25 protein-coding genes and 1 riboswitch are annotated in these 23,429 nt (G+C 32.0%); of the genes, 4 read left to right on the top strand and 21 right to left on the bottom strand.

Features of this window, described 5'->3' with window-relative positions; genetic code table 11:
- Positions 1-18 precede the first annotated feature (18 nt).
- From cobJ to KPL54_RS02115, 10 genes are all read right to left on the bottom strand, one after another.
- Positions 19-735, bottom strand: coding sequence for a precorrin-3B C(17)-methyltransferase (gene cobJ / locus KPL54_RS02160; protein WP_216104187.1), 717 nt, complete (start codon positions 733-735; stop codon positions 19-21).
- Between the two features lie 20 nt (positions 736-755).
- Positions 756-1,508, bottom strand: a complete 753-nt coding sequence (cobM, locus tag KPL54_RS02155) for a precorrin-4 C(11)-methyltransferase (protein ID WP_216104185.1) — start codon at positions 1,506-1,508, stop codon at positions 756-758.
- A gap of 115 nt (positions 1,509-1,623) precedes the next feature.
- Positions 1,624-2,289 carry a cobalt-factor II C(20)-methyltransferase gene (locus KPL54_RS02150; protein ID WP_216104183.1) on the bottom strand — a complete coding sequence of 222 codons (666 nt, stop codon included), beginning with the start codon at positions 2,287-2,289 and terminating at the stop codon, positions 1,624-1,626.
- 102 nt (positions 2,290-2,391) lie between these two features.
- Positions 2,392-2,997 (bottom strand): precorrin-6y C5,15-methyltransferase (decarboxylating) subunit CbiE, encoded by a 606-nt coding sequence (cbiE, locus tag KPL54_RS02145; RefSeq protein ID WP_216104181.1) that lies wholly within the window; start codon positions 2,995-2,997, stop codon positions 2,392-2,394.
- 272 nt (positions 2,998-3,269) lie between these two features.
- On the bottom strand, positions 3,270-4,355 hold the full coding sequence (cbiD, locus tag KPL54_RS02140; protein WP_216104179.1) for a cobalt-precorrin-5B (C(1))-methyltransferase CbiD: 1,086 nt from the start codon (positions 4,353-4,355) through the stop codon (positions 3,270-3,272).
- Between the two features lie 29 nt (positions 4,356-4,384).
- Positions 4,385-4,648 (bottom strand): ribosomal protein L7/L12, encoded by a 264-nt coding sequence (locus KPL54_RS02135; protein WP_216104177.1) that lies wholly within the window; start codon positions 4,646-4,648, stop codon positions 4,385-4,387.
- Positions 4,649-4,712: 64 nt separating this feature from the next.
- The gene (locus KPL54_RS02130) at positions 4,713-5,339 is read right to left on the bottom strand and encodes a precorrin-8X methylmutase (protein WP_216104175.1); all 627 of its coding nucleotides are present in this window, start codon (positions 5,337-5,339) and stop codon (positions 4,713-4,715) included.
- Positions 5,340-5,443: 104 nt separating this feature from the next.
- Positions 5,444-6,769, bottom strand: a complete 1,326-nt coding sequence (locus tag KPL54_RS02125) for a cobyrinate a,c-diamide synthase (protein WP_216104173.1) — start codon at positions 6,767-6,769, stop codon at positions 5,444-5,446.
- Positions 6,770-6,837: 68 nt separating this feature from the next.
- Positions 6,838-7,926, bottom strand: coding sequence for a pyridoxal phosphate-dependent aminotransferase (locus tag KPL54_RS02120; RefSeq protein ID WP_216104171.1), 1,089 nt, complete (start codon positions 7,924-7,926; stop codon positions 6,838-6,840).
- Between the two features lie 71 nt (positions 7,927-7,997).
- Positions 7,998-8,831 carry a sirohydrochlorin cobaltochelatase gene (locus KPL54_RS02115; protein WP_216104169.1) on the bottom strand — a complete coding sequence of 278 codons (834 nt, stop codon included), beginning with the start codon at positions 8,829-8,831 and terminating at the stop codon, positions 7,998-8,000.
- 162 nt (positions 8,832-8,993) lie between these two features.
- A riboswitch (cobalamin riboswitch) is annotated at positions 8,994-9,123 on the bottom strand.
- Between the two features lie 239 nt (positions 9,124-9,362).
- On the opposite strand from KPL54_RS02115, the gene KPL54_RS02110 reads away from it, so the two are divergent.
- Complete coding sequence (locus KPL54_RS02110) at positions 9,363-10,274, top strand: transposase (protein WP_268037277.1); 912 nt, start codon at positions 9,363-9,365, stop codon at positions 10,272-10,274.
- A 199-nt stretch (positions 10,275-10,473) separates the two neighbouring features.
- On the opposite strand, the gene cobS is transcribed toward KPL54_RS02110, so the two are convergent.
- The 5 genes from cobS to KPL54_RS02085 form a co-directional block, all read right to left on the bottom strand.
- Positions 10,474-11,226 carry an adenosylcobinamide-GDP ribazoletransferase gene (cobS, locus tag KPL54_RS02105; RefSeq protein ID WP_216104165.1) on the bottom strand — a complete coding sequence of 251 codons (753 nt, stop codon included), beginning with the start codon at positions 11,224-11,226 and terminating at the stop codon, positions 10,474-10,476.
- Between the two features lie 58 nt (positions 11,227-11,284).
- Positions 11,285-11,833 (bottom strand): bifunctional adenosylcobinamide kinase/adenosylcobinamide-phosphate guanylyltransferase, encoded by a 549-nt coding sequence (gene cobU, locus KPL54_RS02100; RefSeq protein ID WP_216104163.1) that lies wholly within the window; start codon positions 11,831-11,833, stop codon positions 11,285-11,287.
- A gap of 13 nt (positions 11,834-11,846) precedes the next feature.
- Positions 11,847-12,434: an alpha-ribazole phosphatase gene (gene cobC, locus KPL54_RS02095; RefSeq protein ID WP_216104161.1), complete on the bottom strand. Its 588-nt coding sequence runs from the start codon at positions 12,432-12,434 to the stop codon at positions 11,847-11,849.
- A gap of 13 nt (positions 12,435-12,447) precedes the next feature.
- A complete protein-coding gene (gene cobT, locus KPL54_RS02090; protein ID WP_216104159.1) occupies positions 12,448-13,536 on the bottom strand; it encodes a nicotinate-nucleotide--dimethylbenzimidazole phosphoribosyltransferase in 1,089 nt (362 codons plus the stop codon).
- Positions 13,537-13,727: 191 nt separating this feature from the next.
- On the bottom strand, positions 13,728-13,988 hold the full coding sequence (locus KPL54_RS02085) for a DUF3892 domain-containing protein (protein ID WP_071615060.1): 261 nt from the start codon (positions 13,986-13,988) through the stop codon (positions 13,728-13,730).
- Positions 13,989-14,276: 288 nt separating this feature from the next.
- On the opposite strand from KPL54_RS02085, the gene KPL54_RS02080 reads away from it, so the two are divergent.
- The 3 genes from KPL54_RS02080 to KPL54_RS02070 all read left to right on the top strand — a co-directional run bounded on the left by KPL54_RS02080 (position 14,277) and on the right by KPL54_RS02070 (position 16,600).
- Positions 14,277-14,936 carry a metal ABC transporter ATP-binding protein gene (locus KPL54_RS02080; RefSeq protein WP_216104158.1) on the top strand — a complete coding sequence of 220 codons (660 nt, stop codon included), beginning with the start codon at positions 14,277-14,279 and terminating at the stop codon, positions 14,934-14,936.
- A 9-nt stretch (positions 14,937-14,945) separates the two neighbouring features.
- Positions 14,946-15,743: a metal ABC transporter permease gene (locus tag KPL54_RS02075; protein WP_216104156.1), complete on the top strand. Its 798-nt coding sequence runs from the start codon at positions 14,946-14,948 to the stop codon at positions 15,741-15,743.
- Positions 15,744-15,808: 65 nt separating this feature from the next.
- The gene (locus KPL54_RS02070) at positions 15,809-16,600 is read left to right on the top strand and encodes a nitroreductase family protein (RefSeq protein ID WP_216104154.1); all 792 of its coding nucleotides are present in this window, start codon (positions 15,809-15,811) and stop codon (positions 16,598-16,600) included.
- Between the two features lie 39 nt (positions 16,601-16,639).
- Here the strand turns inward: KPL54_RS02070 and KPL54_RS02065 are convergent, their stop codons facing one another.
- From KPL54_RS02065 to KPL54_RS02040, 6 genes are all read right to left on the bottom strand, one after another.
- On the bottom strand, positions 16,640-17,062 hold the full coding sequence (locus KPL54_RS02065) for an HNH endonuclease (protein ID WP_216104152.1): 423 nt from the start codon (positions 17,060-17,062) through the stop codon (positions 16,640-16,642).
- A 99-nt stretch (positions 17,063-17,161) separates the two neighbouring features.
- Positions 17,162-18,334: a 30S ribosomal protein S1 gene (gene rpsA, locus KPL54_RS02060; RefSeq protein ID WP_253203301.1), complete on the bottom strand. Its 1,173-nt coding sequence runs from the start codon at positions 18,332-18,334 to the stop codon at positions 17,162-17,164.
- 159 nt (positions 18,335-18,493) lie between these two features.
- Positions 18,494-19,483, bottom strand: coding sequence for a cobalt-precorrin 5A hydrolase (gene cbiG, locus KPL54_RS02055; RefSeq protein ID WP_216104150.1), 990 nt, complete (start codon positions 19,481-19,483; stop codon positions 18,494-18,496).
- Between the two features lie 295 nt (positions 19,484-19,778).
- The gene (locus KPL54_RS02050) at positions 19,779-20,717 is read right to left on the bottom strand and encodes an ABC transporter permease (RefSeq protein ID WP_216104148.1); all 939 of its coding nucleotides are present in this window, start codon (positions 20,715-20,717) and stop codon (positions 19,779-19,781) included.
- Positions 20,710-21,789, bottom strand: coding sequence for an ABC transporter permease (locus KPL54_RS02045; RefSeq protein WP_216104146.1), 1,080 nt, complete (start codon positions 21,787-21,789; stop codon positions 20,710-20,712). Before KPL54_RS02045 ends, KPL54_RS02050 begins: the two co-directional genes overlap by 8 nt.
- The gene (locus KPL54_RS02040; RefSeq protein ID WP_216104144.1) at positions 21,790-23,310 is read right to left on the bottom strand and encodes an ABC transporter ATP-binding protein; all 1,521 of its coding nucleotides are present in this window, start codon (positions 23,308-23,310) and stop codon (positions 21,790-21,792) included.
- Positions 23,311-23,429 lie beyond the last annotated feature (119 nt).

Below are 23,429 nucleotides of genomic sequence, written 5' to 3'. Positions count from 1 at the left end.
TCACCTTCCTCTGTTATTCTAAACGTTATATCCCCTTGGTGTTATAAATTTACCATCTTTTACGTAACTTTGACTGTTACCAATTATAACAATTGATAACATATCAGCTATGTTATCGTCAAAAGTATCTAATGTTGAGATGCTTACTTCTTGTCCATCTCGAAGTGCATTTTTAACTACAGCTATTGGAGTAGTTCCATCTCTGTGCATTTTTATTATATTTATACACTCCCTTAAATAATTAGGTCTCCCTTTGCTTTTAGGATTGTACAATGATATAACAAAATCACCTTCTGCGGCTAGATTTACTCTATTTTGAATCAGTTCGTATGGGGTCATTAAGTCACTTAAACTTATATTACAGTTATCATGCATTAATGGTGCACCAAGTACCGACGCTGCTGCAGATGAGGCCGTAACCCCTGGAATAACTTCAACTTCTTCATCCACTCTTAGCTGAAGAATTAGCCCTGCCATCCCATAAATCCCTGAATCACCAGTACTTACCACGCTGACTGTCTTACCGTGGCTAAGCTCTAACGCTTTCTTACATCTCTCTTCCTCACCCTTCATGCCTGTTGAGAATATTTCCTTGCCAGCGAGTAGAGGTTTTATCATATCTATATATTTGTTATAACCTACAATTATATCACTTTCTTTTATGGCGTCCATTGCTCTTATTGTCATATGTGGAAGTCCACCTGGCCCTATTCCAATTACATATAATTTTCCCAATTTATCATCTCCTTCATTATCTATTTTTTTCCTTCACGGAACATATGTGTAAATGTCTTATCATACAAAAGGCTCTTCTCATATTCACAATCTATGAAATCACCTACAAGAATTTGAGCACATTTTGTTATTTTAGCTTCTTTTACTTTTTCTGCTATATCATCCAAAGTCCCAATAATAGCTCTTTCGTCTGCCCATGTTGCCCTCTCAATAACAGCTATTGGAACATTTCTTCCGTAACCTGCCTTAAGTTTTGCGACAACTTTATCTATCATACTTATAGATAAAAAAATGGCCATTGACGCCCCAACAGAAGCAAGCTTTTCTAAATCCTCAGTTTCTGGCACTGGAGTTCTACCCTCAACCCTTGTAAGAATAAGTGTTTGAGTTACACTTGGAAGCGTAAATTCTTTTTTGATAACAGATGCTGCTGCTGAGAAGGAGCTTACCCCTGGCACAATAGAATAATCTATATTCAATTTATCTAACTCATCCATCTGTTCTTTTATTGCTCCATATATAGCTGGGTCACCAGTATGAAGCCTTACTACGCTTTTATTCTCGCTATCCGCTTTCTTCATAACCTCGATTACATCCTCAAGAGTCATTGAAGCTGAATTGTGATCTATTACATCTTTTTTGCAAAATGTTATATGCTCTGCACTTACAAGCGATCCTGCATAAATAACTACATCTGCAATCGATAATATATTTCTTCCCTTAACTGTAATTAAATCCACATCACCTGGGCCTGCACCAATAAAATAAACCATTGAATTCACCTCTCCTTTTAGAATAGTTATTAACTGTCCCTACCTTTTGCTCTGATTAGTTATTACCTGTCCCCGCTTATTGTTTTGAAGGATTAGTTCTTAACTGTCCCTACCTTTATTCTTTCTTCGCAATTATTAAACTCATATATTCTTTATTTTTTAATATATCTTCGCGACATCGAAGGACTTCTTGTCCTTCTCTACCAGCTCTTTTAACATATACATATTTATATCCCTTTGCTTCTAGACAATCTAAAACTTCTTCTTCGATTTTATAAACCTTCATAATTACTAGGAATTTTTCATCCTTTATAGTATCTAGCCTTGTTGCTGGAAGTATTAAAAGTGGTTCATTCCCAATTACTAGATACTCATTAGCAATGCTTGCGCAAGCGCAAAATGAGGTTATACCAGGAATTGTTTCAACTTCGTATCCACTTTCCTTAATGTAATTTAATAAATATATATATGTGCTATATACAAATGGATCTCCTATAGTTAAGAAAGCTACATCTTTTCCAGCTTTTAATTTTTCTTCAATAGACTTAAAAGCTTCATAAATCTTCGCTTCCTGCTCCGCTCCACCCATAGGGAAATGTTTAACTAACACTTCTGAGTCCTTGTTAATATACTCCTCTGCTATTTCATGGGCTATGCTTTTCCCACCATTCATAGCACTGGGAACTACTATAACATCACATTTCCCAATAGTTTTAATTGCCTTTATCGTAAGCAGTTCCTTATCTCCAGGTCCTACCCCTACCCCATATAATTTTGCCATTTTAAGCCCTCCATCTCTAGTAAAATAGTCTCTAGCCATACCTTCTTAATCGTCCTTAACAAATTAACTATAAGTCAGTTTAATATATTATCATGTAGCTAATTAATTTATATTTTCTATGACAACCACACTAAGATCATCAAAAACTTTATCCTTAATTTCTTCAACTGTACCTTTTATTATTTTTTCATCCGCATAAGATAATTCTAGGCCAACATAAATCGTAGCTTTAATATTATTATCAAAAAGTTTTCTACATAAAGCTTGTGGTGAATTACTTTTATCAGTAAGCCACACAGATATCTCATGATTTTGCACAATCTCTATAAAATCTTCTTGCCTTCCATGCATACTACCTAGATGGGCATTTTGCCATGGTTTTTTGAGCTTACACATTAAATATTGAAAAGAACTTATACCTGGAACTATCTCTGTTTCGCCTTTAAAGTTATTATTTATATAGTTTACTATACCATAAAAACACGGATCACCCGATGCTATTATTGCGATATCTTTATCAATATTTTCTGTTATATAATCCATAATATTCTTTAATGTTTTAACTATTATCTTTTGAACATTAGTTTTAGGTATACTCGCTGCAGCTCTCTCGAATCCTATGATCACATCAACCTTTTCCATAGTCTCTACTGCCAAAGGAATAATATATTTTGGGTTTCCAGGCCCAATACCCACTATATAAACCATATTTTCTGCAACCTTTCACTATTTATTCATGCATTAGTTGTTAACTGTCCCCGCTTATTTGCTTAATTGATTGCTTGTTTGTCCAAGCATTATGTTCATTAGTTGTTAACTGTCCCTACTTATTTGATGATTGATTATCTGTTTAATTTCTTGTCTGCTAGGACAAGCATTATGTTTATTAGTTATTAACCGTCCCCGCTTATTTGATTGATTATTCATTTGATTCCTTATTTGCTAGGACAAGCATTGTGCTCATTAGTTGTTAACCGTCCCTACTTATTTTCCCTAGTGTCACACAAAATCCCTTTATTCATAGAAAACATAATAACTTCTGCTGGAATTGTTTCGTAAGTATACTGAAATAATCTTTTCTTTACTTTATTTGCGATATTTTCATATATTTCATTGTAATCATCCTCTAATAACTTTATTGCACCCTCAGTAGTTTTTTCTTTATAAACCTTAGTTACAATATCAGTAGGTGCTCCTATTAAAGCTAGTTCTAGTGCTATCACTTCTAACCTCACATCACATACCCTACTATGAGTTTGAAAACATCCCGCTGCTATCTTGCATGCTTTTCCTATATGACCTATAAGCAAAATGTTTTCTATATGTTTTTCCATGCAGCTATTTAAAGCAAATCCTATATAATTTGAAACCATTACTATATTATCTGATTTAAGCCCTATCTTCGTTGCCATATCTTCCCCCATGTTACCAAAAACCAAAGTGAGATCTTTATGCCCCTGCGCTATTTTTTGAGATATTTCTATATTAATAGATTCTGTAAGTGCTTCCTGTGACATTGGTGTTACAATACCTGTTGTTCCTAGTATCGATATGCCACCTTCAATTCCAAGCCTTGGATTAAATGTTTTCTTGGCTACCTCTTCCCCCTCGGGTACGAATACAGTTATTGTAATCCCAGCGTCTTTAGGCAGCACTTCCCTTACTTCTTTTTCTATCATTTTTCTAGGAACTGGGTTAATCGCCCAGTCACCCTTAGGCACGTACAATCCTTCTCCCCTAACTATCCCAACGCCTTTTCCACCTTTTAATGTATATCCTGATTCCGATTTTTCAGCCCTTGACCAGATTTCCATTCCGTGAGTTGCATCAGGATCATCTCCACCATCTTTTATAATGCAGCACTCAACAAAGTTTTCCCCTTTTACTACCTTATATATTGGAAGCAATAATTCTATACCCTTTGGGGTGTCTATCTTTATCTCTTCTATATCAGTATCATAAAACAATATTTGCGTAGCCGCTTTTGCGGCCGCAGCAGCACAAGATCCAGTTGTATATCCACATCTAAGTTTTTTACCATTAAAATTAACATATAAATCAAGCATTATCATGTACCCCCTGCTAAGGTTGTTATTTATTTTAAGTTATCAACATAATCTTTTGCTTCCTTTAATCCAAATCCAGTAACCTCTCTACATTTTTTTATCGCCTTAATTTTCCCATCTTTTTCTATGATACTTTTTAACTCATCATTTAAAGGATCTTCTGGAATTCCAACCTGCTTTGCGATCTTAATCAAATTTGAATTCATGCGAGTTATATGTTTTTGCAATGAATCAATCTTACTTGTAAGTATTGAAATATAAAGTACGATTATACATAGTATTAGATAATCCATATGATATCTGCTCTCCCCGATTATAATAATTTAGAATTTTAAAACAAAGTTCTTAAGCTACGTGCTAACCTCTATCCACTATCATATACATTAATGCATTTAATATAGATGCGGCCACTGTACTTCCACCTTTTCTTCCCCTAACAACAATCATTGGGATGTCCAATTTTTCAATTTCTATTTTAGATTCCGCAGCTCCCACAAAACCAATCGGCGTCGCTATTATAAATTTAGCATTGCATTTTCCTTCCTCAATTAATTCCTTTAATCTAAATAAAGCTGTAGGTGCATTACCAAAAATAAAGAACTCAACTCCATCTTCTACTGCCTTCTCCACCGCTGCCATAGAACGTGTTATGTGACGCGCTTTAGCAATTTCAGCCACATTTTCATCACTAACAAAACATAAGGCATTACAATTCAAATCTTTAAGAGCTTTTTTATTTATACCTGCTAACGCCATTTTTGTATCAGTATATATCGTTACTCCTTTTTTAAGTAACTCTACAGCCGCATCTATTGCTCCATCTCGAATATATAATATATTTTTGTAATCAAAATCTGCTGTAGTATGTATTACTCTTTTTATTATTGAAAGTTCTCTAGGTGAATATTCTTGCTCTCCCATTTCCTCTCCAATAATTTCAAAGCTTCTCTTTTCTATATCCATAGGAATTTTTATGTAATCCATATTTTAATCTCCTTTTGTTTTAGAATCTAGAATCCGACGGGGACGGTTAACAACTAATTGACCCAAAAGTTGGGGACGGTTAACAATTAATTGACTTAATCCACCTATTTAAAAATTTTTTTAAACCATAATAAGTTTCCAAAAAAGTGCACATGTCCATATACCGCTATAGTGTTTTTTTTAATATATCCACATAACCAATTTTTCTTGCTTCCGTCATAAACGTCTTTAGAAAGTTTAAATGTTTTTTCTTCTTGTAAATGAACAAACGATTTATGAAACTCATGGCAGTTTATGCTCATATCTTTTGGCAAAATAATATTTTCTACCTCTACCTTAATCTTTGCATATCCAAAATTCTGAAGTTTTGTGGTCAAGGAATAATACCCATCAAAAAAGCCAACAGTTTTATGCGCTATTTGTTCTTCGCCAAGATTCTTTTCCCCTAAAGTAAGGTACATTAATCCTCCACATTCAGCGTAACAGGGTAGTCCACCATCTAGAGCTTTTTTAATACTGTAAATCATAGATGTATTTTCAGATAACTCCTTTATAAATACCTCAGGGTACCCCCCACCTAAATAAAGAAAATCAATATTGCTCGGTAATTCATTATCAATAAGTGGACTAAAGTATATCACTTCTCCGAGTTCCTCTAAAAGCTCTAAATTTTCTTTATAATAAAAACTAAAAGCTTTATCGTAGGCTACAGCTATTCTTTTGCCCTTACTTTCAACATGAAAATCATCTACATATTTCTTACTTTCCTTAAATTGCTCTAATAATAGATCCACATCCAAATGTTTTTCTAATAATTTGGAACAAACTTCAATTTTTTCCTCAAGATCCTCTATTTCACTACTTTGAATTAACCCTAAATGCCTACTTTTCAAAGATAATCTCTCATCTTTAGGAAGATAACCTAAAACCTTTATTTTACAATTTTTATTAATTGCCGATTTAAGCAAATTATAGTAACTCTCTGTTATGTTATTTAATATTATGCCACGTATATTCGCATCTTTAAAATTAACTATTCCATTTATTTCTGCACAAAAGGTTGCTACCTGAGCTTTCGGAGACAGTACAAGTATAATAGGTAGATCTAAAACCTTAGACACATGATATGTAGAATATGATGTATCTATGCCTTTACCATCATATAATCCCATTACGCCTTCAACTACTCCTAAATCACCGTGACCTCTAGAAAAGCTAGCCTTAACTCCGGCCTCTCCCATAAGATATAAATCCAGATTTCTTGAATCTTGGCCCGTTATCTTTGAATGAAAAGCCGAGTCTATATAATCGGGCCCTACTTTATAACCCTGAACCTTGAAGCCCCTATTTTTTAAGGCTTTCATAATCCCAAGGGTTACTGTGGTTTTACCACCACCACTTGCATTTGAAGCTATAACTATACTCTTCATTTACACTCACTTCCTTTTATGGACTGGCTCTAAAGGTCAATTAGTTCTTAACCGTCCCTCAAGTTTTCCTAAAGTTCTAATTTTTTTAAACACCGAATCAATTTTTCATTTCTGACATTATCCTTAACAGCTAACCTTATAAACTGTTTGTCCAGCCCCCTGAAATTGTCTGCTTTTCTTATAACAAAGCCTTGATCCAAACATAGTTTATAAAGCTCATCTGCATCTACTTCTTTTAATTTACATAACACAAAATTACCATAGGTTAAAAAGACCTTATCTATAAATGAGATACTATTTAACGCTTTTAAGAAAATAGGTCTTTCATTTCTTATCCATTGTTTACTTTTTTCAATATACTCGACATCCTTTAGCACATTAATTGCTGCAACTTCTGCAAAACAGTTTATATTCCAAGGGTTTTGTTTATCTTTAATTTTTTTTATTAATTTAGCATCACTGCTAACTCCATACCCAAATCTTATGCCTGGCATTGCGAAAAATTTCGTTAAAGCCTTTATTACAAATAAACATTTATAAGTTTTAACACTCTGCGCAAAACTGTGCAAATCATCTCCCGTAAATTCTATAAAAGCCTCATCTATTATTATGATTTTATTATTACTCTCACAATAATCAAGAATTTTTTGAAACTTAGCTTTATCAATTATATTACCATTAGGATTATTAGGATTAGCTATAATTACCCCTTCTACACTTCGTAATTTATTAAGAATATCATCATAATCATAAGAGAGCTGAGCATACTTATGCTTTAGCAAAACAGTCCCATTAAAATTCTCTTTTAAGTGCGAGTATTCTATATTACAAGCCCACTTTTTAGCGTCAATTTCATACTCTACAAAGGAAGGTACTACAATTAGTACACTTCTAAGGCAAGATATAACTAAATCAATTATTTCTGCTGCCCCATTTCCTAAAACAAAATACTCCTCTGGGCAACTAATGTATTTGCCGAGTGCCTTTAATACACTCCTATATTGAATATCTGGATATCTAGTTAATGCATCTACTGCACCACTAATATTGTCAATAAAACTTTTAGGAACGCCAAGTGGATTTATATTAGAACTATAATCTATTAGTTCTCGTCCCTCAAGTAATCCATTAGTATAAATATCTCCACCATGTATCATTAAATGCCTTCCTTTCTTCTTTTGACTCCTCTTGTACTTATAATTTCATCTACAAGTAGCCACGAATGATTTTAAATACCCTTATGTGTTTTTCCTACATTTTTAAATTTTTCATTAATTACATCATTAATATGTTGTATATAAATATCTTGTACACCGATGTTTTCTCCTAATCCATGTAGGTGTATTCTTACTTTAAATCCCTCTGCTTCTAAAATATTTTTCCATGACTCTTCCTTTTCTCCAACCATATCATTTTTAACATGATCTCCTGCAACTAAGAGCAGTGGCATCAGAATAACTTCCTTAGTTCCTTGCGCAATAACATTTGGTATTACTCTATCCAAAGTCGGATACCCTTCCACTGTTGCTACATGAACGTTTTTAAACCCTCTATCCCTTAGAACACTTTCGAAGCAACAATATACTGCATTCGCAATATGATTTGTACCATGCCCCATTAAAATTACTGTGTCATCTTTTGGTAATTGATTTGATAAAGCGTCCACCATTATTGTGTAATCATCCGGCACACCAGCCTCTTCTCCCTTAAAACATATAAGAGGTCTTCCTACCAAAATATTGTCAAATGCATTGCATTCCTTATATTTATTAACTACATTGTTTACATAATCAAATTCCGCTCCTGGAATAACATGCAAAGGCTGAACAATTACCTCATTATAACCTTCATTCTTTAGTTTTTCCAAAGCTTCCTCTGGTGTATCTATATAAATATTATCTCTATTTTTAAGAACCTTAAGAATAACATGCGAAGTAAACGCTCTTCTTATATCATAATCTACAAAGGTATTTTTTATTTTATTTTCTATTACATCAATAGTTACTTTTCTTGTGTCTTCATATGTTGTTCCAAAACTTACAACTAAAATTGCTTTCTTCATTGTTTTCTTCCACCTTATAATGTATTTTTCGGAATTTTGAACTCTGTTTGCTCCTAATATCTTTTCAAAAAAACAAAAAGTAGTTCACTTAAGATAGCGACTACTTTTTAATTAATTCGTAATAAAATTAACTGCATTAAAAAGTTCTTTCCCTCCGAAAGCTTTGTTAACATCATTTAGGCAGGTCTCCTGGCTTTTGATTTCTCAATTACAGTAGCGGGGGCTGCTGCGGACTTAAACCACATTCCCTTTTCACCTAATACTCTAGGCACCTAAAATTATATTCTATTGTACTATTAGTTTATTATAATTAAGTGGTGGTGTCAATATCATTATAAAACTTAAGGGTTGGAGGATTTTCTTTAGCCCCATAAAGAAAGTTGAGGGACGGTTAACAACTAATTGCTGTTTTAGATAACATCTAAGGCGGGGACGGTTAACAACTAATGAACATTAACCTAAAAAAAATGAATAGCATTATACTCCATGGGAAACAATTAAAATAATACTTTATGAGGAGAGGTGATTTTTGTGCCAAGAACGGCAAGAGTAAAAACAGATGAGTCGATATTTCATATCATGTGCAAAAGTATAAGTGAAATAACTTTATTCAAGGATGACGAAGATAAGAAACGATATTTGTTACTTATAAAGAAGTATAAAACTCTCCATAATTTTAAGCTTTACGGGTACTGCCTTATGGATAACCACGCACATTTAGTGATTGATGCTAATGGCTGTGATATATCAAAAATAATGCATGGTATAAATTTTTCTTATGCAATGTACTTTAATAGAAAATATAAAAGAGAAGGACACCTTTTTAAAGATAGATTTAAGAGCAAAATAGTTTATAGCGATAGATATTTAAGGACCTTATCTCTTTATATGCACAATAATCCTACAGATATAATCGAATATAAAGATTCTCCTGAAAAATACACTTTTTCTAGTCTATCAATATTTTTAGGAAAAACAACTGATTCTTTTAACTTAGTTGATTATGTATTTGTTATGAGTCTCTTTGGTGATAACCTTAAAAGTGCAAGGAAAAATTACTATAACCTTCTCTTTAGGTGTAATGAAGAAAAATTAGAACAGGAAATGGAGTTTGAAGATGAAAAAACAGATTATAATAGTGAAAGGAACATACTGGTACGCAATTTTAAATCAGATGACATATTAGATTTTATAGCATTAAAGATGAATATATCAAAAATCCATTTTTATACGAAGTACAGTAGAAATTTCGTTAATGCAAAAGCTTTAGCTGTTGTTTTAATGAGGAGTCTATGCAATTTTAAATCAAAAGATATATCTAACATACTTGGTAACATTACACAAGCTAGAATATCTAGATTAAGCACTATTGGTATAGGTTTAATTGGGACAGAAGAAAAATATGGAAATATTATTGATGATTTCATTAAATGTTATGCTTAATTTTTATTAATTTTCATATTCATGTAATCAATAAAAATTTCAGAATGACAGCTAACTATATTTATTGGGCTAACATTGGACAAGCACTGGAAATAAAATATTAATTAGTAAATTTAATCGTAAAAAGGTGCAAATTTTAAAAAAATTTGCACCCAAATATAAGCTAATTAATTGTTAACCGTCCCCACCTGAGGCTTCCCTAAATTACTGCTATAAACAATATCATTGTTAAAATCTCAACTAATTCATTATTAGCTCCCAAACTGTCACCTGTGAGTCCTGTAATTTTACTCTCGCAAAATTTATTAAACAGGAAACTTAAAAATAACGCTGGAATTATTACTATAACACTATTTTTGATTCCTATTAATAAAGTTCCAAGTATAATAGTTATTACCCCTGCAATTACTAGTCTTTTAACATCAATATTGCCAATAAATATATTACCTGAACCTGTCTCTTTAGCATTTTTACCTATAAAAGATATAAATACCACAGTAAATCTTGCAATTATTGGAGCCGCAATTAATATAAATGGTAAATCAATTTGTATAATAGTAGTCACCGCCGCATATCGTGCTAACATATCAAATACTATAGCGATAGTCGCGAAAGTACCTACTGAACTATCTTTCATAACTTCTATAATTTTATATTTATCACCTTTTAGCGAAAAGAAGCCATCACATGTATCTCCAAGTCCATCAACATGCAATCCTCCAGTAATAATTATTGGTATTATAACTACAAATACTGCGGTAATGTTTACTGGTAACACTTTTATTAACAGATAATAAACTATCCATTGAACGATTCCTATAAATAATCCTACTATAGGAAAAAATATAGATCCTCTCTTGAAATTATCTTTCTCACAGTTCAAACTTTTATTTATAGGTATTCTCGTAAAAAACTGAAAAAACAGCAAAAAATCATTTAAATATTCTCTCATTTCATTGCTTGCAACGGCCTACCATTGCAAGGTTCACCTCTTTCCTAGATAATAATATTCATTTTAATTTTAAAGGTAACCCACAAGAAATTAGATATACCTCATCACTTTGACTTGCTATGTATTGATTTACAAACCCTGCTATATCCCTAAATACTCTACTAAGCTTATTCTCAGGTACAAGCCCAGAACCCACTTCATTAGTTACCATAACCAAATTAATATTTGCTACCCTAGCTTTTAATATTAACTTTTCAAACTGAGTTTTTATATCATCTAGTAATTCGTCTATTTTCCCCATAGATATTTTATCAAAATCTATTTTTTCCTTAAACATTAAGTTAGTTATCATAATTGTAACGCAATCAAGCAATATATTGCTTATATCGTATTTGTCTATAGCCTTATCTAAATCATAAAAGCCCTCAAAGGTTGTCCATCTTGCATTTCTAGAGTCTATATGTTTTTTAATTCTATCGCCCATTTCCTCATCTGTAACTATTGCTGTTGCAATATATAAAACATCATCAGTATCTTTAAAAATGTTTTCAGCAAAAGTGCTTTTTCCACTTCGACTTCCACCAGTTACTAAAATTATTTTGCCCATTTATGCTCGCCTCCTAGATATGCATAATTGCATCAATATACAGATTACCATATTCATATTTAATAATGCTTATATCACCATTTTTACATCCAAATTTCCAAAATAGATCTATATTTCCATCCATAATATAACAATATATAGCTCTTATAACGCCAGAATGAGCACATATTAAAATATTATCAAAATCTAACTTTTTAATATTATCCATAAAACTCTTAACTCTCATGCACAATTCAATATAACTTTCACCCTTAGGCGGTACGAATTCTTTCCAATTATCCGTCCAGCATAAACATTCCTTAGGATAAAGCATCTTAATTTCTTCGTAAGTTTTACCTTCAAACTCACCAAAATTAGTCTCATTTATTCTGCTATCTTGTATAATTTCCATTTCCTTTAACCCTAAAGCTAATTTTGCCATTTCCAAAGTTCTTCTTTTATCACTAACATATACTCTATCTAATTTTATATCACTGAAAAAATCTTTTGCCTTATTTCCTTGAGCTACACCTATTTCATTTAGACTTATATCCAAATTACCATAATAAGAACCTTTTCTATTTTCTTCAGTTTGACCATGCCTTAACAGATATATATTCATATTTTATCACACCCTACGATATTTCTATGGGATTCTCCCTTATATCTATATACTTTTTGCTATCAAGCTTTGCATCTTCGAACGTTCCCATATTATCCATTGTGTACAAAGCCGCCTCAATAATATTAAAAGCCAGAGGACACCCTGAACCCTCTCCTAGTCTCATGTTCAAATTTAGCATAGGTTTTAATCCAATTTCTTTCATTACAAAAGCCGCTCCAGGTTCCGCAGACAAGTGGGATGCAAAAATGTACCCTATTACTAAAGGGTTTAATTTATAAGCACAAAGCGCTGCCGCTGATGCTATAAACCCATCAATAACAATAGGCACCCTATTTTTAGCAGCAGCTAAGAAGCAACCACATAATCCTGCAATATCAAATCCACCAACTTTTGAAATAACATCTATAACATCATTTCTATCTGGATTATTTACCTCAATAGATTTTTTAATAACCTTTTTTTTATTAATGAATTGATTCTCTGTTATTCCCGAACCTTTACCTACCGACTCTTCAACTTCAAGTCCAGATAAAACACTTAAAATCGCTGCACTTGTGGCAGTATTCCCTACACCCATTTCACCAGTTCCAAGCAAATCGTAACCATCGAGAACTAAATTATCAACTGTTTCAATTCCAACTTCTATAGCCTTAATTGTCTGCTCCCTAGTCATTGCGGGACCCTTCATCATATTCATAGTACCATATGCTATTTTTTTATTTATAACTTTAGGATTGTTTAAATCAGCATCAATGCCCACATCTACGACAGTAATATCACTTCCAGAAAATTTTGACAACACATAAACACCTGTTATCTTTTTAGTGAAATTATTAGTTACTGTAGCAGTTACACTTTTAGGGCAGTTAGATACATCTTCTTCCACAACGCCATTATCACTACACATTATAACAACATTCTTTTTATTAATTTTATTATGTATGTTTCCAGTAATTCCTGCCATCTTAGCTATGATATTTTCCAATTCACCAAGACTTCCTATAGGTTTTGATAAACTATCCAGTCTATTCCAAGCCTTTTTCATTGCTTCCTTATTTAGCGGTTCTATAAATTGTAATGTTTCTTTTAGAAGTCCCATTTGTTTATCCCCCTGCTTATCTAAGTTTATTACACTAATAGTATTCCAAAGGAAAAACTTTTTCAAGCAAAATAACTAATTAACATCAAGAATGTTCATTAGTTGTTAACCGTCCCCCACTTATTCCCCCATTTAAGCCAAAAGAACAGGCACATCAAAATGTACCTGTTCTTTCTCATTATTATTTTCAACTAGTATATATCATTATCATCTATAATTGGTAAACTTTCTAAGTTATTTGCTTTATTTTGATCAGGTAGACTTCTTAAAAATTCTTCGCCTTTTTTAGAAGTTGAGACAGAAACTCCACTTATATTACCTTGCTTAGCAAGTGAGACGGCTTGTTCTTTAGAAATTATTTCTCCGTTTTCAAGTTCATATGCCGTTATTTCTCCTTGATTGTCTTTCGCCACTTTACTAATTACATGAGTTGAGCCTTCGCTTTTATTCATAATAACACTACCTCCTATTATATTAAATGCATAACAAAATGCATTTTTATTGATAGATACTAAAGCAATTTAGCTATTATATAAAATAAAGTATCTTCATATACAGTTTTACCAATTATATAAATTTTATGATATATATTATTTAAATTTTTTGGCAATAATATGGAGAGAGTTCTTGCAAGTTATTCGCATTTAGGTGTATAATGTCTGTTGCTACTATTATTTTAATCATATAATTATTGCATAATTGTATGGTTAATTTTGTTATAACTAATAAGGAGGAAATTGATGATTAACATAAAGAATTTATGTTTTACATATACAAATTCAAAGCCACACATACTAGACAACATCAATCTTAAAATCGAAAAGGGCAGTTACGTTTCAATTTTAGGTGAAAATGGTAGTGCTAAAAGTACCCTACTTAAATTGATATTAAATTTATTAAAACCTAATAGTGGTCAAATTATTATAGACACATCAAGAATAGCATATGTTGCACAAAAAGTTGAAAATTTTAATGCACAATTCCCTATAACAGTTTATGAAATGCTAAATTGTCATAGGAAGGTATTAAAACTTAAAGATAAAAGTCTAATTTCAAAAAGTCTTAAGGCAGTAGGAATGGAGGATCATACCCATACTCTTATTGGAAATCTCTCTGGCGGTCAGCAACAAAAGATTTTTATTGCTAGGAGTTTAATTGGAAATCCTGAGCTATTAATTTTAGATGAACCTTCTACTGGAATAGACATACAAAGCATGGAAGATATATATGGAATTATTAAGGATTTAAATACTAACCTCGGTATTACAGTTGTTTCTGTAGAGCATAATTTAAAAGCTGCATTAGATAACTCAACAGATATTTTCGAAATGAGTAACAGAAGTGGAATACTTTATACTATTAATGATTATAAATATAAAATAACCCAGGAAAGGGGCTAACTTTACTCTATGTTTGAATATGGTTTTATGCAAAATGCTTTAATTGCCTCAGTTTTAATTTCTATACTTTTTCCAATTGTAGGTGTTTTTCTTGTGTTAAAAAGGTATTCCATGATGGGAGATACAATGGCACATGCCTCCTTGGCCGGTGTTGCTATAGGACTTGTTTTTGGTTTCAATCCTATACTTGGCGCTTTTGCTTTTACAGCCCTATGTGGTTTATCCATTGAATTTTTAAGAGATTATTACAAAAAATACGCAGAATTAATTCTAGCAATTATACTTACCTTTAGTGTAGGTATAGCAATAACCTTAATAAGTACAGGTAAGGCAGGTGCTAATGTTAATTCTTATCTATTCGGAAGCCTATTAACTGTTACACAAGCTGACTTGTACATAATGCTTGTACTTAGCATTGTTTCAATAATAACATTATTTTCATTATACAATCAATTACTATATATTACTTTCGATGAAGAAGGAGCTAAGGTTTCTGGCGCAAAAGTTAAAGTAATTAACTATATCTTCGCTCTACTTGTGGGTGCCACTATTTCAGTATCATTAAGAATACTCGGAATACTTGTCATGTCATCCATGATAGCCCTACCTGTAGCAACAGCATTACAGCTAAATAAAGGCTTTAAGAAAACTTTATTTTGCTCTATAATGTTTGGCTTCATTGACATAATTTTAGGGCTTGTTATATCTTACTACGTAAATTGTGCCCCAGGAGGCAGTATTGCTTTGACTTCTGTTTTTGTATTAATTATTGTAATCAGTAGTAAAAAAATATTATCAAGGGGTTAGATGTAACTTGAAATACTATAATCTTACTGATAGTATAAACTTAAATCACACTGGAGGTATTTATTATGTTGCAGGCTATAAAACTAAGAAAGTCCATAAGAAATTATAAAGATGCAGTTGTATCCCCAGAACATCTACAAAAGATCAAAGCTATTATAAATAAAGCTAAGCCTTTATTTAATAATATACCAATGGAAGCATTATTGATTGAAGATGGCAATAAAATTACAGACACATTTAATGGGCTTATTTCTAAATATACAAAAGTTAAAGCTCCTCACTATTTAGCCTTTACTTCTGAAATACAGGAAGGTCATTTAGAGAACATAGGCTTCATTGGCGAAGAAATAGTTCTTAAGCTAACCGAACTTGGAATTGGAACATGTTGGTTAGGTAGTGCTATTAAACAAGATCTATTCAAAACAATATTTACTGTACGCGAAAAACAAAGTTATATAATTCTAGTTGCTTTCGGATATCCTGTTAAACCATTAAAAGAGGTTGTTACAAGGAAAAGGTTTGATAAAAGCAAACTAATTACTAGTACTTATGAGCCTAAATATGAACCCATAGTACAATCACTTATTGATGCCCCCTCATCAATTAACTCTCAGCCTTGGAAATTGGCAATTAACAATAACAAATTCGACCTATTTTTAGAAAATAGAAATATTTTAAGTAAAAAGATTCTTAAAGACACAAATCACATTGATCTGGGCATAGGGCTTAATCATTTATATAATTCAGCAATTGAACTTGGTTATAAAGTGCAACTTAAAAAAGCTTCTCATAAAGATATAGGAAGTTCTCTTTACATTATAAGTGCTATCTTAAATAAGGATTTAAAAAAACTATGAAAGCAACTTATGCTATTCATAGTTTTTTTTAATAATTTTTTAAATTTCTCCTTCTAAAAACATCTTCTCATCATATTTTTGACCACCCATTAGCCTAAAAATAATATCCTCTCTTTTATATCCTACATCATTTTGATTAACAATAATATCAGCTTTTCTAACCCTTTTGGCCTTAAGTTTATAATCCTTAAAAAGTCTTTTTATCATTCCCTTGTTTATTTTAAGCAAGACTTCTAATTCTTCAATTGGATAAATTTCTTTTATTAAAATATCTTCAAGTTTTCTCTGCATATCAATTTTATATTCTAAATCTAATCGCCTATTCTTATGAGGGCCTGTTTCCCCCCTATGATGCAATGTACAAAGATATCTAAAGTTAAGTGGAAATTCAATGCCGCCTTGGCTTTTATAAACTATATGATGTTTATCCGCTGGATTTCCACAGACTTCACACGTAAGCAATATATTACCCCCTTAAAGTATTAAAAGGCAAAACAATTATTAGTTGTTTTGCCTCGTAATATTTACTTTAATTTATATCTTTATGATATGGAACTTTTACTAGAATTTATAGTTTTTAAGTTTATCTCCTAATATATCTCCTAGTGTTAATCCACTTTCTTCTTCTTGCTTATAATCTGAAAAATCTTCATTTCCTCTTGCTGCTTCTCTAATGCTTAGGCTTATTCTTCTATCTTTTTCGTTTATTTCACCGATTTTAACTTTTACAACTTCTCCAACTTTTAATACGTCAGAAACTTTTGCAATACGTTCTTCTGATATTTCTGATAAATGAACTAGTCCTTCAACTCCTGATTCAAGTTGTACAAAAGCACCGAAATCCATTAATTTAACAACAGTTCCTTCAACTATAGCACCAGGCTTGTAGTTGCTTGTTATGTTGTTCCATGGGTTTCCTTGTTCACTCTTAAGTCCTAGAGATATTCTTCCTTTTTCTTTATCAAAATCTAAAACTGTAACTTCTACTTCTTCGCCAACAGATACTACTTCTGATGGTTCTTGAACTCTTTTCCATGATAATTGTGAAACGTGAATAAGACCATCGATGCCACCTAAATCTACAAATGCACCAAATTTAGCAAGTCTAGTTACAACGCCTTTTCTCTTTTCACCTTTTTTAAGTTCATTCCAAATTTGATCTCTTTTAACTGCATTTTCTTCTTTTTCAATTACTCTTCTAGATAGAACAATATTTTTATTTTCTTTATCAAGTTCTATTATTTTAACTACTAAAGTTTTACCTTTATAGTCTTCTAAGTTTTCTATATATGAATCTGATATTTGTGATGCTGGTATAAATGCTCTAACTCCCTCTATGTAAGCTGTAGCTCCACCTTTTACTATGTCACTAACTGTTACTTCTAAAGTTTTGTTTGCATCTAAAATTTCTTGGAATTCATCCCATATTTTAAGACCATCTGCTCTTTTCTTAGATAAAAGCACATTTCCTTCTCCGTTATTAACTTTCATTATATATACAGAGATTTGATCTCCAACTTTTACAACATCTGTAATGTTTGCTTCTTTATCGTTTGAAAATTCTTCTTTTGTTATAACACCATCAGCCATATAACCAATGTTTACTAGAACTTCTTCTTCACTTACAGAAAGTACAGTTCCAAGTACAACGTCTCCACTATTAATAACCATAGCCTCTGCAGTATTTTCCATAGCATCTTTCATTGTAACTTCTTCCTTAATATCTGTTGTCATATAAATACACTCCTCTAATTTCATAATTGTTGTTAAATCTATTCTTAAATTATTTATAGTCTACTATTATATATTCTATAAATATTTATTGAAATCCTTTTTATTTTTAAAACTCACTAGCTTACTCAGTATTTCTTTAAAAACACCTTCTCTATTATATCATACTTCCCCTATGCATAAGGTCATACCATCTAATTTTATCTTAATTGTCATGATTTTTGCCCCACTAAGTTCAACACAAGGCTCACAAACAGCTCTAACTCCAATAGTTTTCTCAACAAAATCACTTCCGCTGAATTTATGTTGTACTTTCTTTATGTCTTCTGTCGTAAATATTTTAAGCTGACATTTAAAATAATCTGCTAATGCCTTTATTGCTAATTCATCTTTTTTAACATTAACTGTTGCTATAGACTTTATAGCCCTAACATCTATATTGTATTCCTTAAGCATCCTTATTACTGTCTGATTCATTTTATCTTGCGAAAAGTTTTTTCTACATCCTATTCCAAGTACGATATTTTGTCTTATTAATTTAAGCGTTGGTACATTATATTCCTTTAACTTAGCATTAATAATATCGTTACTAGAAATATACATCAATCCAGAAATATTCTCTAAACTACTACTATATCCAGCTGGTGTTTGTATTATTCCTTTTTCATCAAGAAATCCAATTTTTTTTCCTTCTACTAAAAGCGCCGCTATGTCTTTTGCTTTTTTCAAGTCTTCAATAACAAATCCATTATCTTTTGCTATCATATCAGGGGCATAAATGCCTAAATTATCCGTTGCTGTAGTTATTATAGGTTTTGCATCTAAAAGTTTACTAACCTTTAATGCAAGTTCGTTCGCGCCTCCTAAATGACCACTTAAAAGACTTATAACATAATTACAAGAATTATCTATAACTAATACTGCCGGATCCAGATCCTTACTTTTTATGTATGGTGCTATTGATCTAACTGCAATACCTGTAGAACTTATAAAAATTATACCTCTATAGTTCTCCATTACCTTTTTACTAACCTTTGCAAAATCAAAATTGCTATGTTTTTTCTTTGAATATAAATCAATATTAAGACTTGTTGCTAAAATTTCCGCTATTTGATCTCCCTTTTGGGTAAACGTAACAACTGCATATTTCATTTTGTCACCATTCCTACTATACATCATACTATAGTTGCACACAAATTACAAAACAATTGCTAAAACAAATGAATAAATCAAAAGACAAGCGAAAAAAGTAGGGACGGTTAACAACTAATTACACAATTTATTTATATCAGTCAATTAGTTGTTAACTGTCCCCCAACATTTAATCATTTAAACATCAATTAGTTGTTAACCGTCCCCCAACATTTAATCATTTAAACATCACTTAGTTGTTAACCGTCCCCCGGTTACCTTGCTTGTCCCATCACTGACTCCCCCTTAAATCAGATCACCTTTCTTCTCTAAAATAAGGAACTGAGAGTCCAGCAGGGGGTGAGTTTTTACTAGACTTCTTCATTGATACTATTACCAAAATAACTATTGTAACTACATAAGGTAACAAATCAATAAGATATTGCGATATCTCAAAACCCGGTAACCCCTGAAGTCTAAATCCTAATATATCAAGCCCACCGAAAAGGTATGCTCCAATTATTGCTTTTTGAGGTTTCCATGTTGCAAAAATCACAAGAGCAACAGCAATCCACCCTCTACCTGCCGTTACATTTTCCTGCCAAGCCGGTACATAAACAAGTGATAAGTATGCTCCACCAAGGCCACAAAGAGCTCCTCCGATTAATGTGTTAACATATTTGTAAAGACTAACATTTATACTAGCTGCATCAGCTGCTGCTGGATTTTCTCCAACTGCCATTGTGTTTAGTCCCTTAGCCGTTTTATATAAATATACAAATAAAAGGGCAGTCATAATATATCCGAAATATACAAACACATCATGATTAAAAAATATATCTCCTATAAAAGGTATGTTTCCTATTATCGGAATTCTTATAGGTACAAAGAAATTTTTAATTGTATTTGGTGTAACTTGCCCTATCAAATTTTTACCTACCATGCTTGAAAAACCTGTTCCAAATATAGTTAATGTAAGACCACATACAACTTGATTCGCCCTGAGTGATATGGTTAAAAATGCATAAACAAGTGCACCAAAACCACCAGCAATTGCTGCAGCTACCATTGCTATTATTGGATTCCCTGTACTTACTCCTGCCATAAACCCAATAACAGATCCCATAAGCATCATGCCTTCTACCCCTAAATTAAGGTTACCTACTTTTTCAGTTAATAATTCTCCGAGTGTTGCAAAAAGTAGAGGAGTACCAGCTACTACTGCAGCGGCTAAAAATGTTGTTATACTATTCATTTTTATTTACCCCCTTTAGTTTTCCCTTAGATTTAAAATTTATCTTATACTTAGTAAAAAATTCACTACCTAATACAAAGAATAAAATAATTGCTTGTATTAATTGTGCGGCAGCTACTGGTATTCCAAATGCTGTTTGAATAAATGATGCACCTTGAACAAGTGCCGCAAATAGTATAGATACTATTACTATAATAGGTGCAGAAAGTGATGATAACCATGCTATAATTATAGCTGTAAATCCTACTCCACCTGCAACATCCGCTGAAAGCGTTCTGCTAACAGCTGAAACTTGAATTACGCCTGCAATTCCACATAAAGCACCACTTAGAAATATTGCTATAAACATAGTTTTTCGAATTTTTATACCTGCGTATATAGCTGTTTTTTCACTTTCCCCAAGGACCGAAATTTCATAACCCTTCTTAGTATATTTGATGAAAATATATACTAGAATCGTTAAAATAATTGCGATTATCCATCCCATATTTATACCAAAAACATCTGGAAGTGTTGCATTTGCAGCAAAACTAGGTATTTTCGGAAAACCCATTGCGTTTTTATCTCTCCAAGGTCCATATTGAAGATAAGTTATAAATTTTATTGCAATATAATTTAACATTAAGGTTACAATAGTCTCATTAGTATTCCATTTACCTTTAAGTAATGCTGCAATTAATGCCCATAATCCCCCACCGAGTATTCCTGCGCAAAACATTATTAAAATCAATTCAAACTTAGGCATACTCGGAAATTTCAAGGCAAAATAAGTGGCTGCAAATGCTCCCATAAGTATTTGTCCTTCTCCTCCAATATTCCAAAATTGCATTCTAAATGCTATAGCTATTCCAAGAGAACTTATAATAAGTGGTATAGCCTTAATAAATGTTTGCTGGATGCTATAAGTTGAACCAAAACTACCCTGAACAATAGCTGCATACACATCTATTGGATTAAGGTTAATAATTATCAGAAACATAGCAAGTACTACAAGTGATAGGAGTATTGCAATACACCTAATTTTAAAATTATCTGTTTTGCTTATTTTAGCTCTTTTAACAATCTGAATCATCTATATCACCTCCGTATCATCAGTATTTCCAACCATCATCATACCGATTTTTTCTCTAGAGGACTCTTTTGCATCGACTATTCCAGTAATCTTGCCATCACAAAGCACCATAATCCTATCACATAAATGAATTAATACGTCAAGATCCTCTCCTATAAATAAAACTGCAGTTCCTTTTTTCTTTTCCTCACTTATAAGGTCATATATCGTATAACATGTATTAATATCAAGCCCACGAACGGCATATGCCATAATTAGTATTTTAGGATGCATGCTTAATTCTCTTCCAACTAATATCTTTTGAATATTACCACCTGATAAATATTTTATAGGATGATATATATCTGGCGTTTTTATTTCAAATTTTTTCATCATTTCTTTTGCTTTTTTAATGACTGGCTTTCTATCTATAAATATTCCCTTTTGAGTGTGATAATCTTTTAGCAAAAGATTATCAACCATGCCCATAGACGCAACAAGTCCCATTCCTAATCTATCCTCTGGTATAAAGCTCATGCTTATACCTTTATTAATAATATCTCTCGGAGATTTCCCTACAAGGTCTTCCCCCTCTAAAACTATTTTACCACTCGAAACCTTCTCAATGCCTGCAATAGCTTCACATAACTCTCTTTGTCCACTACCCGCAATTCCAGCAATACCAAGAATTTCACCTTTTCTAAGAGCGAAACTAATATTTTTAACAATCGCTGCTTTTTCAGCATTTACAACTATTAAATCTGATACCTCAAGCATTACCGCGCCCGCCTCTTTATCTACTTTTTTTATAGATAAATCTGCTTTGCGACCCATCATTAGCTCTGTTAATTCCTTAGGACTCGTGTCTTCTTTCTTAAGTGTCTTTATAGCTTCACCTTTTCTTAAGACAGTAATCTTATCGCAAATCTCCATTACTTCATTCATTTTATGACTTATGAATATAATTGCTTTGCCTTTTTCTTTCATACTTCTCATTATTTTAAATAATTTTTCTGTCTCACTTTCTGTAAACACAGTAGTAGGTTCATCTAATACTAAAATATCAGCACCCCTATAAAGCACTTTAAGTATTTCAAGATTTTGTCTCTCACCTACTGGCATTTCTGAAACATATTTGTTCAAATCCATTTCCAAATGAAATTTTTCGCATAAATCATTAATCTTTTTAATTTCCATCTTATTATTAAAGAAAATCCCGCTTGTTTGACCAAGTAATATATTTTGCTTTGCAGTCATTTCCTCAACTAATTTAAAATGTTGATAAATCATTCCTACACCAGCTTTAATTGCATCTTTTGGACTATTAAAGTTAGTATTTTTTCCATGAATAAAAATAGAACCGCTATCTGGAGTATAAACTCCTGATAACATGTTCATAAGGGTACTTTTACCTGCCCCATTTTCACCTAGTAGTGCATGGATTTCTCCGCCATGCAAAGTTAAATTCATATTATTATTAGCTATTACTTTCCCGAAGGTTTTACTAATATTTTCTATAGATACATAAGGGATTTTATCCATATTTACTTCCTACTTTCTAGCGTATTTATTAGATCATATTGCCGTTAAATCATCTCCTGGGTCGCTGTAATAGCTTCGAAGAAGATGCATTAACGACTTCAGAAGGAAATTTAAAATCC

Origin of the sequence: Clostridium estertheticum (assembly GCF_018861295.1) — a bacterium.
GTDB classification, from domain to species: Bacteria; Bacillota; Clostridia; order Clostridiales; family Clostridiaceae; genus Clostridium_AD; species Clostridium_AD estertheticum_D.
The sequence above is the reverse complement of the archived record's forward strand: the minus strand, read 5'-3'. Positions and strand labels throughout refer to the sequence as shown.